Source organism: [Clostridium] clostridioforme AGR2157 (genome assembly GCF_000424325.1).
In the GTDB taxonomy this organism is placed as follows: Bacteria; Bacillota; Clostridia; order Lachnospirales; family Lachnospiraceae; genus Enterocloster; species Enterocloster clostridioformis_A.
Genome location: NZ_AUJR01000013.1, coordinates 66,368 through 83,416, shown reverse-complemented (window position 1 = coordinate 83,416; position 17,049 = coordinate 66,368). Strand labels below are relative to the sequence as shown.

General features: G+C 51.1%; 15 protein-coding genes. 14 read left to right on the top strand and 1 reads right to left on the bottom strand.

Translation table 11 applies throughout. The annotated features are described in order from the left end of the window. The 6 genes from G614_RS0107955 to G614_RS0107930 all read left to right on the top strand — a co-directional run bounded on the left by G614_RS0107955 (position 1) and on the right by G614_RS0107930 (position 5,671). A complete protein-coding gene (locus tag G614_RS0107955; protein WP_027641549.1) occupies positions 1-792 on the top strand; it encodes a response regulator transcription factor in 792 nt (263 codons plus the stop codon). Positions 793-981: 189 nt separating this feature from the next. Further along, positions 982-2,100: a TRAP transporter substrate-binding protein gene (locus tag G614_RS0107950; protein WP_027641548.1), complete on the top strand. Its 1,119-nt coding sequence runs from the start codon at positions 982-984 to the stop codon at positions 2,098-2,100. A 72-nt stretch (positions 2,101-2,172) separates the two neighbouring features. Further along, positions 2,173-2,697, top strand: a complete 525-nt coding sequence (locus tag G614_RS0107945; RefSeq protein ID WP_022203057.1) for a TRAP transporter small permease — start codon at positions 2,173-2,175, stop codon at positions 2,695-2,697. After that, positions 2,697-3,992, top strand: coding sequence for a TRAP transporter large permease (locus G614_RS0107940; protein WP_022203056.1), 1,296 nt, complete (start codon positions 2,697-2,699; stop codon positions 3,990-3,992). Before G614_RS0107945 ends, G614_RS0107940 begins: the two co-directional genes overlap by 1 nt. A 106-nt stretch (positions 3,993-4,098) precedes the next feature. Next, on the top strand, positions 4,099-4,584 hold the full coding sequence (locus G614_RS0107935; RefSeq protein WP_027641547.1) for a YcxB family protein: 486 nt from the start codon (positions 4,099-4,101) through the stop codon (positions 4,582-4,584). A 67-nt stretch (positions 4,585-4,651) separates the two neighbouring features. After that, positions 4,652-5,671, top strand: coding sequence for a TRAP transporter substrate-binding protein (locus tag G614_RS0107930; RefSeq protein ID WP_027641546.1), 1,020 nt, complete (start codon positions 4,652-4,654; stop codon positions 5,669-5,671). A 116-nt stretch (positions 5,672-5,787) separates the two neighbouring features. Here the strand turns inward: G614_RS0107930 and G614_RS0107925 are convergent, their stop codons facing one another. After that, on the bottom strand, positions 5,788-7,026 hold the full coding sequence (locus G614_RS0107925) for a hypothetical protein (RefSeq protein ID WP_027641545.1): 1,239 nt from the start codon (positions 7,024-7,026) through the stop codon (positions 5,788-5,790). A gap of 210 nt (positions 7,027-7,236) precedes the next feature. Here G614_RS0107925 and G614_RS0107920 point away from each other — a divergent pair, with 210 nt between their 5' ends. The 8 genes from G614_RS0107920 (at position 7,237) to G614_RS0107880 (ending at position 17,046) form a co-directional block, all read left to right on the top strand. Then, on the top strand, positions 7,237-7,815 hold the full coding sequence (locus G614_RS0107920; protein WP_027641544.1) for an HD domain-containing protein: 579 nt from the start codon (positions 7,237-7,239) through the stop codon (positions 7,813-7,815). Further along, entirely contained in the window at positions 7,812-9,152 is a 1,341-nt protein-coding gene (locus G614_RS0107915) for a polysaccharide deacetylase family protein (RefSeq protein WP_027641543.1), read from the top strand. The genes G614_RS0107920 and G614_RS0107915 overlap by 4 nt, the downstream gene beginning before the upstream one ends. Positions 9,153-9,540: 388 nt before the next feature. Beyond that, positions 9,541-10,572 carry a hypothetical protein gene (locus tag G614_RS0107905; RefSeq protein WP_027641541.1) on the top strand — a complete coding sequence of 344 codons (1,032 nt, stop codon included), beginning with the start codon at positions 9,541-9,543 and terminating at the stop codon, positions 10,570-10,572. A gap of 74 nt (positions 10,573-10,646) precedes the next feature. Continuing rightward, positions 10,647-11,480 (top strand): purine-nucleoside phosphorylase, encoded by an 834-nt coding sequence (locus G614_RS0107900; RefSeq protein ID WP_027641540.1) that lies wholly within the window; start codon positions 10,647-10,649, stop codon positions 11,478-11,480. Between the two features lie 142 nt (positions 11,481-11,622). Further along, positions 11,623-12,456 carry a hypothetical protein gene (locus G614_RS0107895; protein WP_027641539.1) on the top strand — a complete coding sequence of 278 codons (834 nt, stop codon included), beginning with the start codon at positions 11,623-11,625 and terminating at the stop codon, positions 12,454-12,456. 216 nt (positions 12,457-12,672) lie between these two features. Next, the gene (gene clpB / locus G614_RS0107890; RefSeq protein WP_027641538.1) at positions 12,673-15,264 is read left to right on the top strand and encodes an ATP-dependent chaperone ClpB; all 2,592 of its coding nucleotides are present in this window, start codon (positions 12,673-12,675) and stop codon (positions 15,262-15,264) included. Between the two features lie 311 nt (positions 15,265-15,575). Then, on the top strand, positions 15,576-15,755 hold the full coding sequence (locus G614_RS0107885) for a DUF4250 domain-containing protein (RefSeq protein ID WP_027641537.1): 180 nt from the start codon (positions 15,576-15,578) through the stop codon (positions 15,753-15,755). 100 nt (positions 15,756-15,855) lie between these two features. Beyond that, positions 15,856-17,046, top strand: a complete 1,191-nt coding sequence (locus G614_RS0107880; RefSeq protein ID WP_027641536.1) for a type II secretion system F family protein — start codon at positions 15,856-15,858, stop codon at positions 17,044-17,046. The last annotated feature ends 3 nt before the right edge of the window (positions 17,047-17,049 follow it).

The following is a 17,049-nucleotide window of genomic DNA, read 5'->3' as shown; positions in this document are numbered from 1 at the left end:
ATGTTACGTTTACTGATTGCGGATGATGAGATGATTGAGAGACAGGTCCTTTATAAGACGCTGCAGAAAAATCTGGGGGACAGATGCCGGATATTCCAGGCAGCCAACGGCAGGGAAGCCCTTAAAATCTATGAGGAGGAGAAGATACAGATTGTTATTCTGGATATTGAGATGCCGGGCATAAACGGCATAGAAGCTGCCCAGCGGATTCGGCAGGCGGACAAGGACTGCTGCATCATATTCCTGACAGCATTTGACGAGTTCTCCTATGCAAAAAAGGCCATCACGGTAAGGGCCCTGGATTATCTTCTGAAGCCTTACGACGAGGAGGAACTGATGCTGGTGGTGGAGGAGGCCATGCATATTGCAGGGCAGCACCGGCAGGGTGAAGGGGATGAGGATGAAAATGAGATTCCCGCGCCGCCGGACACAGAGGAGCCGGAGGACGGAGGACATGCCCGTCTGTCTAAGGTTACGTCATTAATCAGCCAGTACATACATGAGAATTATATGTTTGACATTTCCATGCAGGATGCCGCAAGGGCCATGAATTATTCAGAGGCTTATTTCTGCAAGCTGTTCAAGCAGTGTTTCGACCAGAATTTCACATCCTACCTGACACAGTTCCGGATAAAGGAGGCCAAGAAGATGCTGGGACAGCCAACGGTCAATGTGAAGGAGATTGGAAGAGCAGTGGGCTATGGCGATTCCAATTACTTTGCAAAGGTGTTCAAGCGCATAACGGGTCAGAGTCCCACGGAATACAGATTGTCTGTTTTCCAGAAGGGATAAAGATTGTATAAAGATGATATATGTAATTTTGCATAAATGGATATGATAAACAAGTTAAAATACTACTATGATTCACAAAAATTTACTATGTTCAGAAACGTGAAATACTCTTATAATAAAATAAGCGTTAAGAAAACATAAAAAATTATGCGAAAGCATGAAAAAGGTATTAAGAGGAGGACACGTTTCATGAAAAAAAGATGGATTAGTACCGCATTATGTGCAGCAATGGTAGCTGGTTCCCTGGCAGGCTGTGGCTTAAAGAGCCCTGATACAGCAACCACAGCAGCTCCCGCAGCAACTGAGGCACCTGCAGAGGCCGCAAAGACAGAGGGGGATGCTGCCGAGGAGGCTAAGACCGAAGCAGCAGCTGATACCAGCGACATGCCGGAGGTTACCCTGGTTATGGCAGAGGTTAACCCACTGGATACCATTGTTGGACAGACCGATTCTAAGTTTAAGGAGACCGTTGAGGAGATGTCCGGCGGCAAGATTAAGATTGACCTGCAGGCCAGCGGTGTACTTGGTTCGGAGAACGACGTTCTGGATACCATGCTGGGCGGCGGAGGCACCATTGATATTTCCCGTATTTCCGCATTTGCCCTGACAAGCTACGGCGCTGAGAAGTCCGTGCTTCTGTCCATTCCTTATACATTTGCAAACCGTGACCACTTCTGGAAGTTTGCTGACAGCGAGCTGGCTCCTGAGTTCCTCATTGAACCGCATGACAACGGACTTGGCGTAAGAGGCCTGTACTACGGCGAGGAAGGCTTCCGTCACTTCTTCACAGTTAAGGAGGTTAAGGGCTTAGACGACTTAAAGGGCATGAAGCTGCGTGTGTCCAATGACCCGATTATGAACGGTATGGTAGAAGGCCTTGGCGCAAGCCCAACGGTTGTTTCCTTCAACGAACTGTACTCCGCGCTTCAGACCGGTGTTGTGGACGGTGCTGAGCAGCCAATCGCTAATTACAAGTCCAACGCATTCCAGGAAGTTGCTCCAAACCTGATTCTGGACGGCCATACACTGGGCGCAATCCAGGTTATCATCACGGATGAAGCTTGGGATAAGCTGACAGAAGAGCAGCAGAACATCCTGGTGGAAGCCGGCAAGGTTGCATCTCAGTTCAACAGAACTATTTCCGAGGATAAGGAAAATGAGGTTCTTGATGCTTTGAAGGCTGAGGGTGTCAACGTGGTTGAGGTTCCTGATATCAAGCCATGGCAGGATGCTTGTAAAGACATCATCGAGTCTTCTACAAAGGACCAGGCTGAACTGTATCAGCAGATTCTTGACATGAACAAATAATAAACGGCAATCAGACAGGCACAGGGCAAATGAATAAACTCTGTGCCTGTAGTTCTTGAAAGGGGAATCAATATGCCTGTAATATTTCAAAAGATTGATAAAATCAGGCCTGCATATGATATGACATACAGGGCCGTACTGTTCCTTTGCAAGCTGCTTCTGGTAGTGGATATCCTTATCACAAGCATGGCTGTGGCAGGAAGGTACATTTCGTTCATTCCCGACCCTGCGTGGAGTGAAGAGGTAGTTCTGACCTGTATGTCCTATATGGCAGTGCTTTCGGCAGCTCTTGCCATCAGAAGGGGCGCCCATATACGCATGACCGCGTTTGACCGGTATCTGCCCCCCAAGCTGGTAAGAAGCCTGGATATCATCGCAGACCTGGCAGTGCTTGTGCTTGCAGTCATTATGATTACGGTGGGCTGGAAGTATGCCACGGGAATCGGCTCAAAGGGTACATATGTGAGCATGCCTAAGGTCTCCAGGTTCTGGATGTATTTCCCGGTGCCTCTGGCCGGCGTGGCCATGCTGGTTTTCGAAGTAGAGGCATTATATAATCATGTTAAGAGCTTCTTTGTAAAGGAGGGGATGGAGTAATGGATGCAAATAGCATGGCAATTCTGGTTTTGCTGGGCAGTTTCTTCCTGATGGTATTCCTGCGTTTTCCCATCGCCTATGCGGTGGCGCTTTCATCTGTGTTCTGCCTTCTGTTCCAGGGACATAACCTGACCACCATCTGCCAGCAGATGGTAAAGGGCATCAGCTCCTTCAGCCTGATGGCAGTTCCTTTCTTTATCACCATGGGATGCCTGATGGGTTCAGGCGGTATTTCCGAAAAGCTGATTGCACTGGCCAATGCATGTGTTGGCTGGATGCGGGGCGGCATGGCAATGGTTAATATTGTCGCTTCCTACTTCTTTGGCGGTATCTCAGGTTCCGCATCAGCAGATACGGCTTCCCTTGGCTCCATCCTGATTCCCATGATGGTGGACCAGGGATACGATGACGATTTCTCAACAGCTGTAACCATTACCTCATCCTGTGAGGGACTGCTGGTGCCTCCCAGCCACAATATGGTCATCTATGCCACCACGGCAGGCGGCATATCCGTGGGAAGCCTTTTCCTGGCAGGATATATTCCTGGAGCACTGCTGGCCGTAACGCTGATGATAGGATCCTATATCATTTCCGTTAAGCGCAATTACCCGAAGGGCGAGAAGTTCAGCATCATCAACCTGATTAAGCAGCTGAGTGTTTCCTTCTGGGCACTGGCAGCTGTGCTGATAGTTGTATTTGGCGTGGTAGGAGGCGTGTTTACGGCCACAGAGTCCGCAGCGGTTGCTGTTATCTACAGCCTGATTGTCAGCGTGTTTATCTACAAGGGACTGGACTGGAAGGGAGTCTGGAGAGTACTGGGAGACAGCGTGGACACCCTGTCTATCGTAATGATTCTGATTGCCACATCCAGTATTTTCGGATACTGCCTGACCCAGCTGCATGTGCCTGATCTGGCTGCCAGCGCAATCACAGGCATGACCAATAACCCCATTCTTCTGGCCCTGCTGCTGAACCTGATTCTTCTGGTACTTGGATGTATCATGGATATGGCGCCAATCATCCTGATTGCAACCCCCATCCTGCTTCCCATCGCAACATCCATCGGTCTGGACCCGATTCAGTTTGGTATCATGGTAGTGCTTAACTGCGGTATCGGACTTCTGACACCTCCTGTTGGTGCAGTTCTTTTCATTGGCTCTGCGGTTTCCAAGGTGCCTATGGAGCGGGTGGTTAAGGCTACGCTTCCATTCTACCTGTGTATGATTATTACTCTGCTGCTGATTACCTTTATTCCGTCTGTCAGCATGTGGCTTCCATCTGTACTGGCCCATTAATTACTGGATACGGGAAAATCGTTTTTCGTGTTATAATGAAATCTCAGAGTGGCGGCCCTGTCGCCACTCTGTTAAGATTCAGGACATCCGCACAAGGAGCATATGAATGAGATACACATACACATACAGGACAACGGCGCGGGATTTATGGCAGCTTTCCATGTATTATATATACGGTTCTCTGGCAGGACTTTGCAATATCATATTTACAGTGGCGGCCTTTGCACTGGGATTTTCCAGGTGGGACCAGGCCCAGGGACTCATGAGGTGCCTCATCGTTCTGGGTTGCTGCCTTTTTACAGTCATTCAGCCGCTGATGATTTATGCCAAGGCAAAAAAACAGGCGGCGGGGATTACCCAGGACACCCAGGTTACCATTGACGACAATGGGCTTCACATTCGGGTGGGAAATGATACATCAGATTTGCCGTGGAAGTCTGTGAAACGGATATCCAGGAAACCTGCCATGATTATCGTATTCAGCGATACCACCCATGGATTTGTATTTACAAACCGTGTGCTTGGAAATGAGAAAGAAGAATTTTACCGTTATGCCGCCTCAAAGGTGGAAGGCAGGACTGTGCATAATTAAAGGAAAGGCCTGCCTTGACCGGGTCTGGTAACTGGGGTATGATATATCCGAAGGGAGGGACGGCTGCTTGAGAAAAAATGTGATTTACCTGATGGCCTGCGCCGCTGTCATGATTCTGGCCGCATCCTGCGCAGGCAGCGGTAAGGACGGTACGGCACAGAAGACAGTTCCGGAGTTCGTCCTGACATATGCTGAGAATCAGGCGGAGGATTATCCCACCACCCAGGGAGCTTATAAATTTGCAGAGCTGGTATATGAAAAGACCGGGGGCAGGGTGGAGATACAGGTCAATGCCGGCGGTGTTCTCGGAGACGAGAAAACGGTTATTGAACAGCTGCAGTTTGGCGGTGTGGATTTTGCCAGGGTATCCCTGTCGCCCCTTGCCGAGTTCGTGCCCAAGCTGAATGTACTTCAGATGCCCTATCTGTATACGGGGCGGGAGCACATGTGGAAGGTGCTGGAGGGGCCGATTGGCACGGATTTCATGAATTCCTTCGGCGGTTCCAGCCTGGTGCCGCTGTCCTGGTATGATGCGGGCGCCCGTAATTTCTACAGTACGGCCAGGCCCATTGAGTCCCTGGACGACATGAAGGGACTTAAAATCAGGGTCCAGGAATCTGAACTGATGATGGATACGATTCAGGCTCTGGGGGCCGCGCCGGTGCCCATGGCTTTTGGGGATGTATATTCAGGCCTGCAGACAGGGGTGATAGACGGGGCCGAGAACAACTGGCCTTCTTATGAGTCCACCAGGCATTATGAGGTGGCCAAATATTTCACCCTGGACGAACACAACAGGGTTCCGGAGCTTCAGCTGGCAGCCCAGTCCACCTGGGATAAGCTGCCGGAGGAATACAGGAACATTATACGGGACTGTGCCCAGGAATCGGCTCTGTATGAGCGTGAATTGTGGGCTGAGCGTGAGAAGACCTCAGAAGACAGGGTCAGGAGAGCAGGCTGCGTGGTGACGGAACTGGATGCCAGGGAAAAAGAACGGTTCCAGGAAGCCGCGGCCCCTATGTACGAAAAATACTGTTCTGAATATGTGGATATCATTGACGATATCATGGATGCGGGAAGACAGTGACAGGATTTGGATAAAATATGGAATAGAATATTGAGTAAAAATAAGACCATGGTTCCGTGCAGGGAGTCATGGTCTTATTATTGAATTGATATTTTACAGATAGACTCAGATAAGTGTCAGCCCAGGGGTACGATGGTGACGTTATCTCCCGAGCCGTTATCAGGCGCCGGTGCCTGTGATGCCTGAGTGGGCGACGGTGCCTGTGATGCCTGAGTGGGCGACGGTGCCTGTGATGCCTGAGTGGGCGACGGTGCCTGTGATGCCTGAGTGTGCGATGGTGCCTGCGGGACGGCGGGAGACAGGGCAGCCGTTGTTGCCGCAGTTGATTCCTGCGCCTTGGTGGTTTCTGCGGCCTTAGTGGTCTCTTTGGCTTTAGTGGATTCCTTGGCATTGGCGGAATCCTTGGCCTTGGTGGATTCCTTGGCCTTGGTGGAGTCCTTGGCCTTGGTGGATTCCTTGGCCTTGGTGGATTCCTTGGCTTTGGTGGAATCCTTGGCCTTGGTGGATTCCTTGGCTTTGGTGGATTCCTTGGCCTTGGTGGATTCCTTGGCTTTACTGGTTTCCTTATCCGTGCCGGATCCCTTGGAGCCTCTGCCATTAGTGCCGTTGGTGCCGTCTGAGGGGAATTCCGTGTCACGGTTGCTGAGGTCTAAGCCGTCCTTCAGGCTGGTATAGGAGCTCTTTATGGTATTGCCCGCGTAATCCTCCACAAACACCACAAGGGTCTGGGTATCCATGGGGAAGGTGATCTCTCCGGATTCTTTATTAATATGGCTGGGTTTGACGGTCTTTTCATCTTCATCCGTGGCATAGACAGCATCAAAGTTAATACCTGACTGGCTGTCCTCCGCCGTGATGGTAAGGATTCCTTTTTCCATCACATAGTCTTCCTGAATGGTAGGTGCCATATCGTCCAGGGCTTGAATGGTGTCAGACAGTCTGGCAGACATTCCGTTCCAGCCCTTCACATATATCTGCAGGGTCCCGTTGTTGGTCAGGGTAGCTGTGTAGACTCCCTTTTCCTTTTCCATTTCAAGGGGCTGGGATTCCATGGTGACGCTCATCTCGCGTATAGGGAGAAGGGAACGTATGCGGATGGATATATCTACGCTGCGGTAATCCCTGGTGTCAGACGCATCATACTCTATCTTGGGTGTGGATGTGGCCAGGATGAATATGACCAGATTGATTAAAATAAAGGGAAGTATGTAGAATACCAGGGTATGCAGTTTTCTGTTATCGTTCCATGAACGTTTATTATAGGTGTTGCGTTTACTGCTCCTGCCGCGGTTGCCGCCGTAAGAACCGGAAGCACGTTCGCTGCGGGGAGCCGAATATGACGAATGACGATCCATGAATTATCCTCCTTAAGTATTGCGGAAAAAATACTTCTATAGCATATCAGAAATTCTCTTTTCTTACAAGTTTAACTTGGAAAATGGCAAAGATTCCACAATACCCTTCAAAATGCCGGCTGAATATGGTATGATAGGTATGATTCCTGACATCAAAAGGAGAGGTACATAAGGAATATAAATAGTGCTATCACAGAAGGAGTTAGACCTATGATTGGAGAAGCGGCTGCGTTTGCAGATAAAGCACACAAGGGAGCTTTCAGAAAGGGCACGAAGATTCCGTACATCACGCATCCCATGGAGACGGCAGTGATTGTGTCCGCCTTTACGGATGATGAGGAAATCATTGCGGCAGCCCTGCTCCATGATGTTATGGAGGATGCAGGAGTTACCAGGGAAGAACTGGAGGACGCGTTTGGTCCCAGGGTAGCGGATCTGGTAGTGGATGAGAGCGAAGATAAAAGCCGCAGCTGGCAGGAGCGAAAGACCCGTACGGTCAGGCATCTCTGCACGGCTTCCAGGGAGATTAAGATACTGGCTCTGGGGGACAAGCTCAGCAATATGCGCTGTACGGCCAGAGATTATCTGGTGGTGGGCGATGCCATATGGCAGCGGTTTAACGAGAAGGATAAGCGGAAGCATGCCCGGTATTATTGGGGGATAGCCCATGCTCTGAAGGAGTTGGAGGACCACCTGTATTTCAAGGAATATGTGATGTTATGCAGGACCGTGTTCGGAGAGGATGTCATTTCCTCAAATAAAGATAAGATGCAAGGAGAATGTGAATGATCAGATGTGGGAAAAAGTCAAAGATTCTGGCTGCTGTTGTGGCAGCCGGAATTATTTTAAGTATGCAGGGAATGACGGCATTGGCCGGAAGCACGGGGGTAGGTGCGGCAAAGTCGGCCCAGACAGGGCCGGGAGTGGCAGCACAGACCGATAGCCAGGCAGGCCAGCCGGAGGGTCAGGCGGTACAGCCGGAGGGTCAGGCGGTACAGCCGGAGGGGCAGGCAGCGCAGCCGGACGGCCAGCCAGCCCAGCCGGAGGGCCAGGAGCCCCTCCAGGTAAACTACAGCGCTTTCATATTGCAGCAGGGATGGAGCGCGGCCACGGCTGACAACAATATGTGTTCGGCCCCGGTCAACTCGTGGGTCACGGCCATAAGGGCCAATCTGATTAATATTCCGGCCGGTACGCAGGTGGGCATACGCTATCAGGTGAATCTGAGCGGTTCCGGATGGCTCTCCTGGGCAGAGGACGGAGCTGAGACAGGCGGCGCGGAAGGCGTCATGCCTCTGGAGTCCATACGCATGGAACTGACTGGCGGCGGAGCAGCCGGATATGATTTATACTATAAAGTACTTCAGAACGGATCCTGGACGGACTGGGCAGCCAATGGCGCATCCGCCGGACAGGAGGGTGCAGGTCTCAGGGTGGACGGCATACGTGCTTCCATCACGGCTAAGGGTGCAGGGATTCCCGCGGACCCGGTGGTTTCCCATGGGATTGACCCGTCCAGGCCCATGATTGCCCTCACATTTGACGACGGACCTAAGACATCAGTGACCAGCCGGATACTGGACAGCCTGCAGGCCAATGGAGGAAGGGCAACTTTCTTCATGCTGGGCTCCAATGTTAATGCAAATGCAGGCGTCATCAAGCGGATGGCGGACCAGGGATGCGAGGTTGCCAACCACACCCATGACCACAAATATCTGACTAAAATCGGTGCGGAGGGAATCGTAAGCCAGGTGGGTGCCACCAACCAGAAGATCCAGGCTGTCTGCGGCGTATCACCTGTCCTCATGCGCCCGCCGGGCGGATATATCGATGCAGCGTCCCTCAACGTGCTGGGCTCCATGGGTATGCCGGCCATCATGTGGTCCATTGATACCAGAGACTGGCAGCACAGGAATGCACAGAGGACCATTGACACCGTGCTGAGCCAGGTAAAGGATGGGGATATCATACTGATGCATGATATCTACAGTACGACAGCAGATGCGGCGGTGGTGCTGATTCCGGAGCTGACAGCACGGGGATATCAGCTGGTGACAGTAAGCGAGCTGGCGGCCTACAGGGGAGGAATTGCTCCCGGACACAAGTACAGCCAGTTCAGACCGTGATTCATCTGACAGTGCAGTGACAGATAAGTTTAATACGGTATTCCTTCTATAGGAGAGGGGATACCGTATTTTTGTCCGGCCCGCGGTCAATGGAGGACCGGGACCGGTTTTTTTCGGTCAAGAAGAAGCGCTGTCTGAACTGTTTCATATGAGGAGAATAATATGGGAATTGCCCTTGATTCTTGTTCTCAGGTTATGTATAATAAGACCACAGATTGTTTTCTTCAGACATCTGGCTGTGCATCAGCACAGAGACGAGGTTTCCTTCTGAAACCCGTGATTCCCATTTTAGCAGGCGGTTTTCATTTATGCACCTTGACATATACATATGATTTGTATTCTGTTTTCCTACAGTTTGTAAAATGGCAGATAGCCGGGAGGAATGCTTATGGCAGATAGAGGGAAAAGAATACCGTTGGAAAAACGGATAAATATAAGGGGGAAAATAGGCAGGGCTGTATTTGCTGTGACTGCCGTGACGGCAGCTGTTTTCTGGCTGTCAGGCAGTGCGCTGGCCATGCCGCAACAGGAACCGGAGGAAGGGGAACGATACGGCCCAGAGCTTCGGATTACCCGGAACGTGGAGACGGCAGAGGATGGGGAATTCCAGGAACCCTCTGACCGGTATTGGGACGGCGATGGAAAGGAGTACAGGCTGGATTACTGGGAGATACTGACGATTCCGGGACAGGATGTCAGCCAGCGTCTGGAACGGAGGATGGTGTATACCGGTGTGGAAGGAGCTGAAGAGATTCCCGAGTCTATTTCCCTGGAAGAGGATGTATCGGGAAATCAGGCAGAGGGAACCCTGTTCCTGAAGGAAAGCCGGATTGTAAGGGAGGAATGGCAGGATGGATTTACGGCACCTGTCACCTTCCACGCCTATGGCGCGGATGAATATCATGGAGGTTCCCTGGTCATACCGGGGGATGCGGTCTTAGAGACCTGCGTGTCCATGGGAGGGCAGCTGCTGGAGTTTATGGGGCTGTCTCCTCTGGAGTACCGCATACTCTCCGCAGACTGGTCAGGGGAGTCATACGAGGATGAGGAGGGAAGAATGTGCCGCCAGGCCATGGTCTGGGGCCAAAAGCTCCTAAGAGACTATGAGGCCGCATATGAGGGGGAAGTCAGCTGGACAGAACCGGAAACACATGAACTGGAAATGGTTTACAGGCAGGTTTCCCCGGTTTCTCCCGTCTCTCCGGAAGCGGCTCAAGTGGCAGACCATGTACCTGTACCGGAGGTTCAGGGTGAAGGCAGGGAGGGAAATCTCTGGTACTGGGTACGCAGCGGTTTTGTCATAACAGTTGGGGCGGGGCTCATAGGCATAAGCGTGGGACTGCTGGCCCTTTTGGCAGTGTGGTACAGGCAGAACCGGCGGGAACACCGAAGAAGATGCCTGCCCCGCATAAAAGGTTGAGCCCTATGGCTCAGGTATGATATACTTCACATAACAAGGGAGGGATAAGCTCCCGTAAGAAAAGGAGAACAGATATGACAAATCCTGTGTATGACAAGCTGAGAAACTGCTATTACAGCATAAAGGATAAGATTCCCTTTGAACCTAAGGTGGCCCTGGTGCTGGGATCCGGCCTTGGCGACTATGCAGAGCAGTTGGAAATCCAGGCAACCATTGATTACCGTGATATAGAGGGATTTCCTGTATCTACGGTACCCGGCCATAAGGGCAGGTTTGTGTTCGCCCGCATAAATGAGGTTCCGGCAGTGCTGATGCAGGGACGGGTTCACTATTATGAGGGCTATCCCATGTCAGATGTGGTCCTTCCTGTTCGGCTTATGAAGCTCATGGGGGCGGAAATCCTCTTTCTGACCAATGCGGCGGGCGGAGTGAATTATGATTATGGGGCAGGGGATTTTATGCTCATTAAGGACCAGATATCCTGCTTTGTCCCCTCCCCGCTCATCGGGCCGAATCTGGAGGAGCTGGGACCAAGGTTCCCGGATATGAGCCACATATACGATGAGGACCTGAGGGACATCATCCGTTCAACTGCTTTTGAGCTTGGAATCAGGATACAGGAGGGGGTATATGTACAGCTCACAGGACCTGCCTATGAAAGTCCGTATGAGGTAAAGATGTGCAGGATACTGGGCGGGGATGCAGTGGGCATGAGTACGGCCTGCGAGGCAGTGGCGGCCAATCACATGGGCATGAAGATATGCGGTATTTCCTGTATATCCAATCTGGCCTGCGGTATGACAGACGCGCCTTTGTCCCACAGGGAGGTCCAGGAGGCATCGGATAAAATGGCTCCCCTCTTCAGAAAACTGGTATCAGAGTCCATCAAAAAAATGGGGAGTATTTAAATTTTATGAAAAATTAAAGAAAAAGTCATAGTAAAATAGTGTTTTTCGTAGTAATATGTAACGTGGACGACGGCAGGGGGAATATGCTGCCCGTCCTGGCATATCATATGACATAGCATGATTTAGAAAAGAGGAGATTATTATGAAGAGACACTATTTGGCAGTTGCAGTCCTGGCGCTTGCATTGGGGATGACAGCTTGTTCTTCCGGCAATAAAGAAACTACAGCGGCCCCAACTACTACAGCAGCACAGACTGAGACAGAGAAATCAGCAGACGCAGAAGATGATATGGAACTGGAGTACTTCTATGGTTTCGTGGGAGAGGTAGCTGATAAGGTGGTTACCGTTAAGGACGACGCAGGCAAGGAAGCGAAGTTTGATGTATCTGAGGCCAAGATTGAAGGTGCGGATGCCATTGGAGAAGGTGATGAGGTAGAGATTGCATATGCAGGAGAGCTTTCCGCAGACACAACCAAGGCAAAGTCAGTGGACATCGTTACATCTGCCGCGGCAGAGGCAGCGGAAGAAGCAGCCGCTGAGGAGGATGCCATTGTCACGGGAACCATAGAGAAGGCAGACGACAATACCCTGACCCTGACCACGGACGAGGGTACATATACCTTTAACACCAAGATCGCACAGAAGGTATCAAAGGACGGCATCAAGTCCGGCGTACAGGCGGATGTGACCTACTACGGGGACCTGGAAGACGATACCGACAAACCGGTGGCAACCAAAATTGTGACTGAGGATGCCATGGATTCAGAAGACGCTAAAATCAATACCCTTTCCGGCAAGGTGGCAGAAGTTGGGGCGGATTATGTGGTCATCGACACAGTGGACCCTGAGAATACCCTGTTTACCTTCCTGGGAAAAGAAGGCATGTTTGACAAACTGAAGATAGGGGATACTGCAACCATTATCTACAAGGGTACCCTTACGGACAAGACAATCACAGCTACCGGCGTGAAGTAAAGATTATGCGGCTGGCCGCGGCCACAGATAAATGACGTCTGTGCCGCGGCATTTTTATTTAAAAAAATTAGCACTCGACCCTTGACAGTGCTGATAACATGTGTTATAGTACGACTAGAACAAAGGCGACAAAGCACAATTCCGTAGGCCGCTGCTCCCGGAGGATTCACACAGGCAATCTGGTCAGAGGCGGCAGAGAAGAAAGGGGAATGGGCAATGAATATTAATAAATTTACTCAGAAGTCAATGGAAGCAGTCCAGAACTGTGAGAAGCTGGCATATGAATACGGAAACCAGCAGATTGATGAGCAGCACCTTCTGTACAGCCTGCTGACCCTGGAGGACAGCCTGATTCTTAAGCTGATTACAAAGATGGGGATACAGGGAGATATGTTCTCCAACGAGGCAAAGCAGGCAGTGGAGCGTCTGCCCAAGGTAAGCGGCAGCGGCCAGCTTTACATCAGCAGTGATTTGAATAAGGTGCTCATAAGCGGCGAGGACGAGGCAAAGGCCATGGGTGACGAATATGTATCCGTGGAGCATTTGTTCCTGTCTCTTTTAAAGCATCCGAATAAGGATATTAAGGCGTTATTTAAGTTATATAACATAACCCGGGAGACATTCCTTCAGTCACTCTCTACTGTAAGGGGCAACCAGAGGGTGGTCAGCGATAATCCTGAGGCGACTTATGACACATTAGCCAAATACGGATATGACCTGGTGGAGCGGGCCAGGGACCAGAAGCTGGACCCGGTAATCGGCCGTGACAGCGAGATCCGTAATGTTATCCGCATCCTCTCCCGTAAGACGAAGAATAACCCTGTGCTCATCGGTGAGCCTGGCGTGGGCAAAACAGCCGTGGTGGAAGGCCTGGCCCAGAGAATCGTGCGGGGGGATGTTCCGGACGGATTGAAGGATAAGAAGCTGTTTGCCTTGGATATGGGCGCCCTGGTGGCAGGAGCCAAGTACAGAGGTGAATTTGAGGAACGTCTGAAGGCTGTGCTGGAAGAGGTGAAAAAGAGCGACGGGCAGATTATTCTGTTCATCGATGAGCTGCATACCATTGTGGGGGCAGGCAAGACAGAGGGTTCCATGGATGCGGGCAATATGTTAAAGCCCATGCTGGCCAGGGGAGAACTCCACTGTATCGGCGCCACCACCCTCAATGAGTACCGCCAGTATATAGAGAAGGACGCGGCGCTGGAGCGAAGATTCCAGCCGGTGATGGTGGATGAACCCACGGTGGAGGATACCATATCCATACTGAGGGGGCTTAAGGAGCGCTATGAGGTGTTCCATGGAGTGAAGATAACAGACTCTGCTCTGGTGAGCGCTGCCACCTTGTCCGACCGGTATATTACCGACCGTTTCCTGCCGGATAAGGCCATTGACCTGGTGGATGAAGCCTGCGCCATGATTAAGACAGAGATGGATACCATGCCTGCGGAGCTGGATGAGATGTCCAGGAAAATCATGCAGATGGAGATAGAAGAAGCAGCCCTTAAGAAGGAAACAGACCGTCTGAGCCAGGACCGTCTGGCTGACCTCCAGAAGGAGCTGGCTGAGCTTCACGATGAGTTTGCGTCCAGGAAGGCCCAGTGGGAGAATGAGAAGGCCAGTGTGGACCGCCTCTCCGCCCTCAGGGAAGAGATAGAGAGCGTAAACAGGGAGATTCAGGACGCACAGCAGAAGTATGACCTGAATAAGGCGGCGGAACTGCAGTATGGCAGGCTGCCGGAGCTTCAAAAGGAGCTGCAGGCGGAAGAGGAACGCATCCGGAATGAGGACTTAAGCCTTGTGAGGGAGAGCGTATCAGAGGATGAGATTGCAAGAATCGTATCCAAATGGACCGGAATCCCGGTTGCCAAGCTGACAGAGAGCGAGAGAAGCAAGACCCTGCATCTGGATGAGGTTCTTCACAAACGTGTGGTGGGCCAGGATGAAGGCGTGCAGCTGGTGACCCAGTCCATCATCCGTTCCAAGGCAGGCATCAAGGACCCCACCAAGCCAATTGGCTCCTTCCTGTTCCTGGGGCCCACCGGCGTAGGTAAGACGGAGCTGGCCAAAGCCCTTGCAGAGGCATTGTTTGACGACGAATCCAACATGGTGCGGATTGACATGAGTGAGTACATGGAGAAACATTCCGTGTCACGTCTTATCGGAGCGCCTCCGGGATACGTGGGATATGACGAGGGAGGACAGCTGACAGAGGCCGTGCGCCGCAAACCATACAGCGTGGTACTGTTTGACGAGGTGGAGAAGGCCCACCCGGATGTGTTCAACGTACTCTTACAGGTACTGGACGATGGACGTATCACGGATTCCCAGGGCAGGACCGTGGACTTTAAGAATACCATCATTATCCTGACCTCCAACATCGGATCCCAGTATTTGCTGGAGGGAATTGATGAAAACGGAAACATCAGGCCGGAGGTGGAAAACGCGGTGATGAATGAGCTTCGCGCCCATTTCAGGCCGGAGTTCTTAAACCGTTTGGATGAAACCATACTCTTCAAGCCGTTAACCAGGGAGGATATCGGAAGAATCGTGGATCTCTGTGTGGCTGACCTGAATAAACGTCTGGCTGACAGGGAACTGACCATAGAGCTGACAGCGGGAGCCAAGGAATTCGTTACGGATAAGGGATATGACCCGGCATATGGTGCCCGTCCCCTGAAGCGTTATCTCCAGAAGAATGTGGAGACCCTGGCAGCAAGAATTATACTGGGTGACGGAGTCCGTGAAGGAAGCACCATTGTCATAGATGTGGATGAGGACAAAACACGGCTGATTGCATATGTGGAATGATTTTAGATAAGTATATAATGAAGATACAGGTGAGGGAGGGAATCTGCGCAAACAGGTTCTTTCCCTTATTTTTTCCATAAAATAGGAGGTATTTTTCAGAATACTTCTAATAGAGAAACATAATTCAATCAACTTCCGGTGATGACGAAAAAAGTAGGGAAAATACCCTAACTTTATGTTGAAAACGTTACTTGCAGGTGATATAATCGTTTCTGCTGAAAGCCGGAGTACCTATAGCAGGAATAGGACTAGATGTAGGGTATTTGATGTTAATTGAATCAATATGAGGTAATAGAAAGCAGGTAGAAATTGTGAGTACCATTCCGAAAGACCCAGTTATTTTGCTGAGTTATGTAAACACACAGCTCCGTGACAATTACAGTTCTCTGGACGAGATGTGCCAGGCATTGGATGCGGATAAGTCCAGGATTATATCTGTACTGTCTGGTATTGGCTACCAATATGAGCCGGCTCAGAATATTTTCCGTTAATAAATCATATATAAGTGTTTTGCGGCCGGCTTTGTCTGACATATATCAGATAAAGCCGGTTTTGTACATATGAAACCGTTATGGAAAGGGGAAGGGAGCCATGCCGCGTTACAGATACAAGGCGAAAAGTGAAGATGGCAGAGTTCACTGTGGAACCGAGGAGGCAGACAGCGGCAGGGCTCTTTTTGCCATACTCAAATCCCAGGGACTCTATTGCTATGAATACAGTTCCCAGGAGAGGACGTCCGCGGCTCTTCCGGCAAAATTGAACCAAAGACAGCTTCCGCTGTTGTGCAGACAGATAGCAGCCATGCTGACAGCCGGAGTGCCGCTGTCCAGGGCCCTGGAGGTGAGTGCCGGGTCTGCCAGGGATAAGACTCTAAAGGCGGCCCTTGCCGGACTCAGGGAGAGCATTCATAAGGGACGTACCTTGTCAGAGGCCATGGAGGAGATGAAAGGAGTATTTCCTAATCTGCTGGTTTATATGACGCGCACGGGCGAGTCCAGCGGAAGACTGGATGAACTGCTTCATAAGATGGCGGAGTACTACGGCCGGGAGGAAGAGTTAAATGGAAGGGTGCGGGCGGCTATGACCTATCCGGTCATATTGTTTTCCATTACCGTGATAGCGGCTGTATTTATGCTGACCATGGTTCTTCCGCAGTTTGCCTCCATGCTGCAGGAGCAGGAACTGCCCTGGATGACCCGGATGATGATGAGGCTCAGTTTCAGCCTCCGCAGCAGCGGGTTTCTTTACATTATGCTTATTCTGGTATTGATGGCCCTGTTCAAGGGGATTCTAAAATGTCCTTCCGTCCGGCTGCAGGCAGACCGGGCTGTGCTGTATACTCCAATTATAGGAAAACTTTTAAGAACCGTATATACATCCCGTTTTGCATCTGCCTTTGCCGTGCTTTACGGAAGCGGGATTGGAATTCTGGATGCCATGCACACGGTGGGGCGGGTAATGGGAAACTCATATGTGGAGAAAGGGCTGGCCCAGGCCGCGGAGAGCTTAAAAGGAGGTGTGATGCTGTCGCAGGCGTTGGAGGAGCTGAATCTGTTCCAGCCGGTGCTCATCTCCATGGTGGCAGCGGGAGAGGAATCCGGTGCATTGGATATGGTGCTGGAGGATGCGGGAAGTTTTTATGAAAAGGCGGCAGCCAGGGCGGTCAACCAGATGATTGCGCTTCTGGAGCCAGCCATGATTCTCATACTTGCCCTGGTGGTGGGAAGTGTGGTCATGGCCATCATGATGCCTGTATTTAACATGTACTCGTCGATGCTGTAAGAG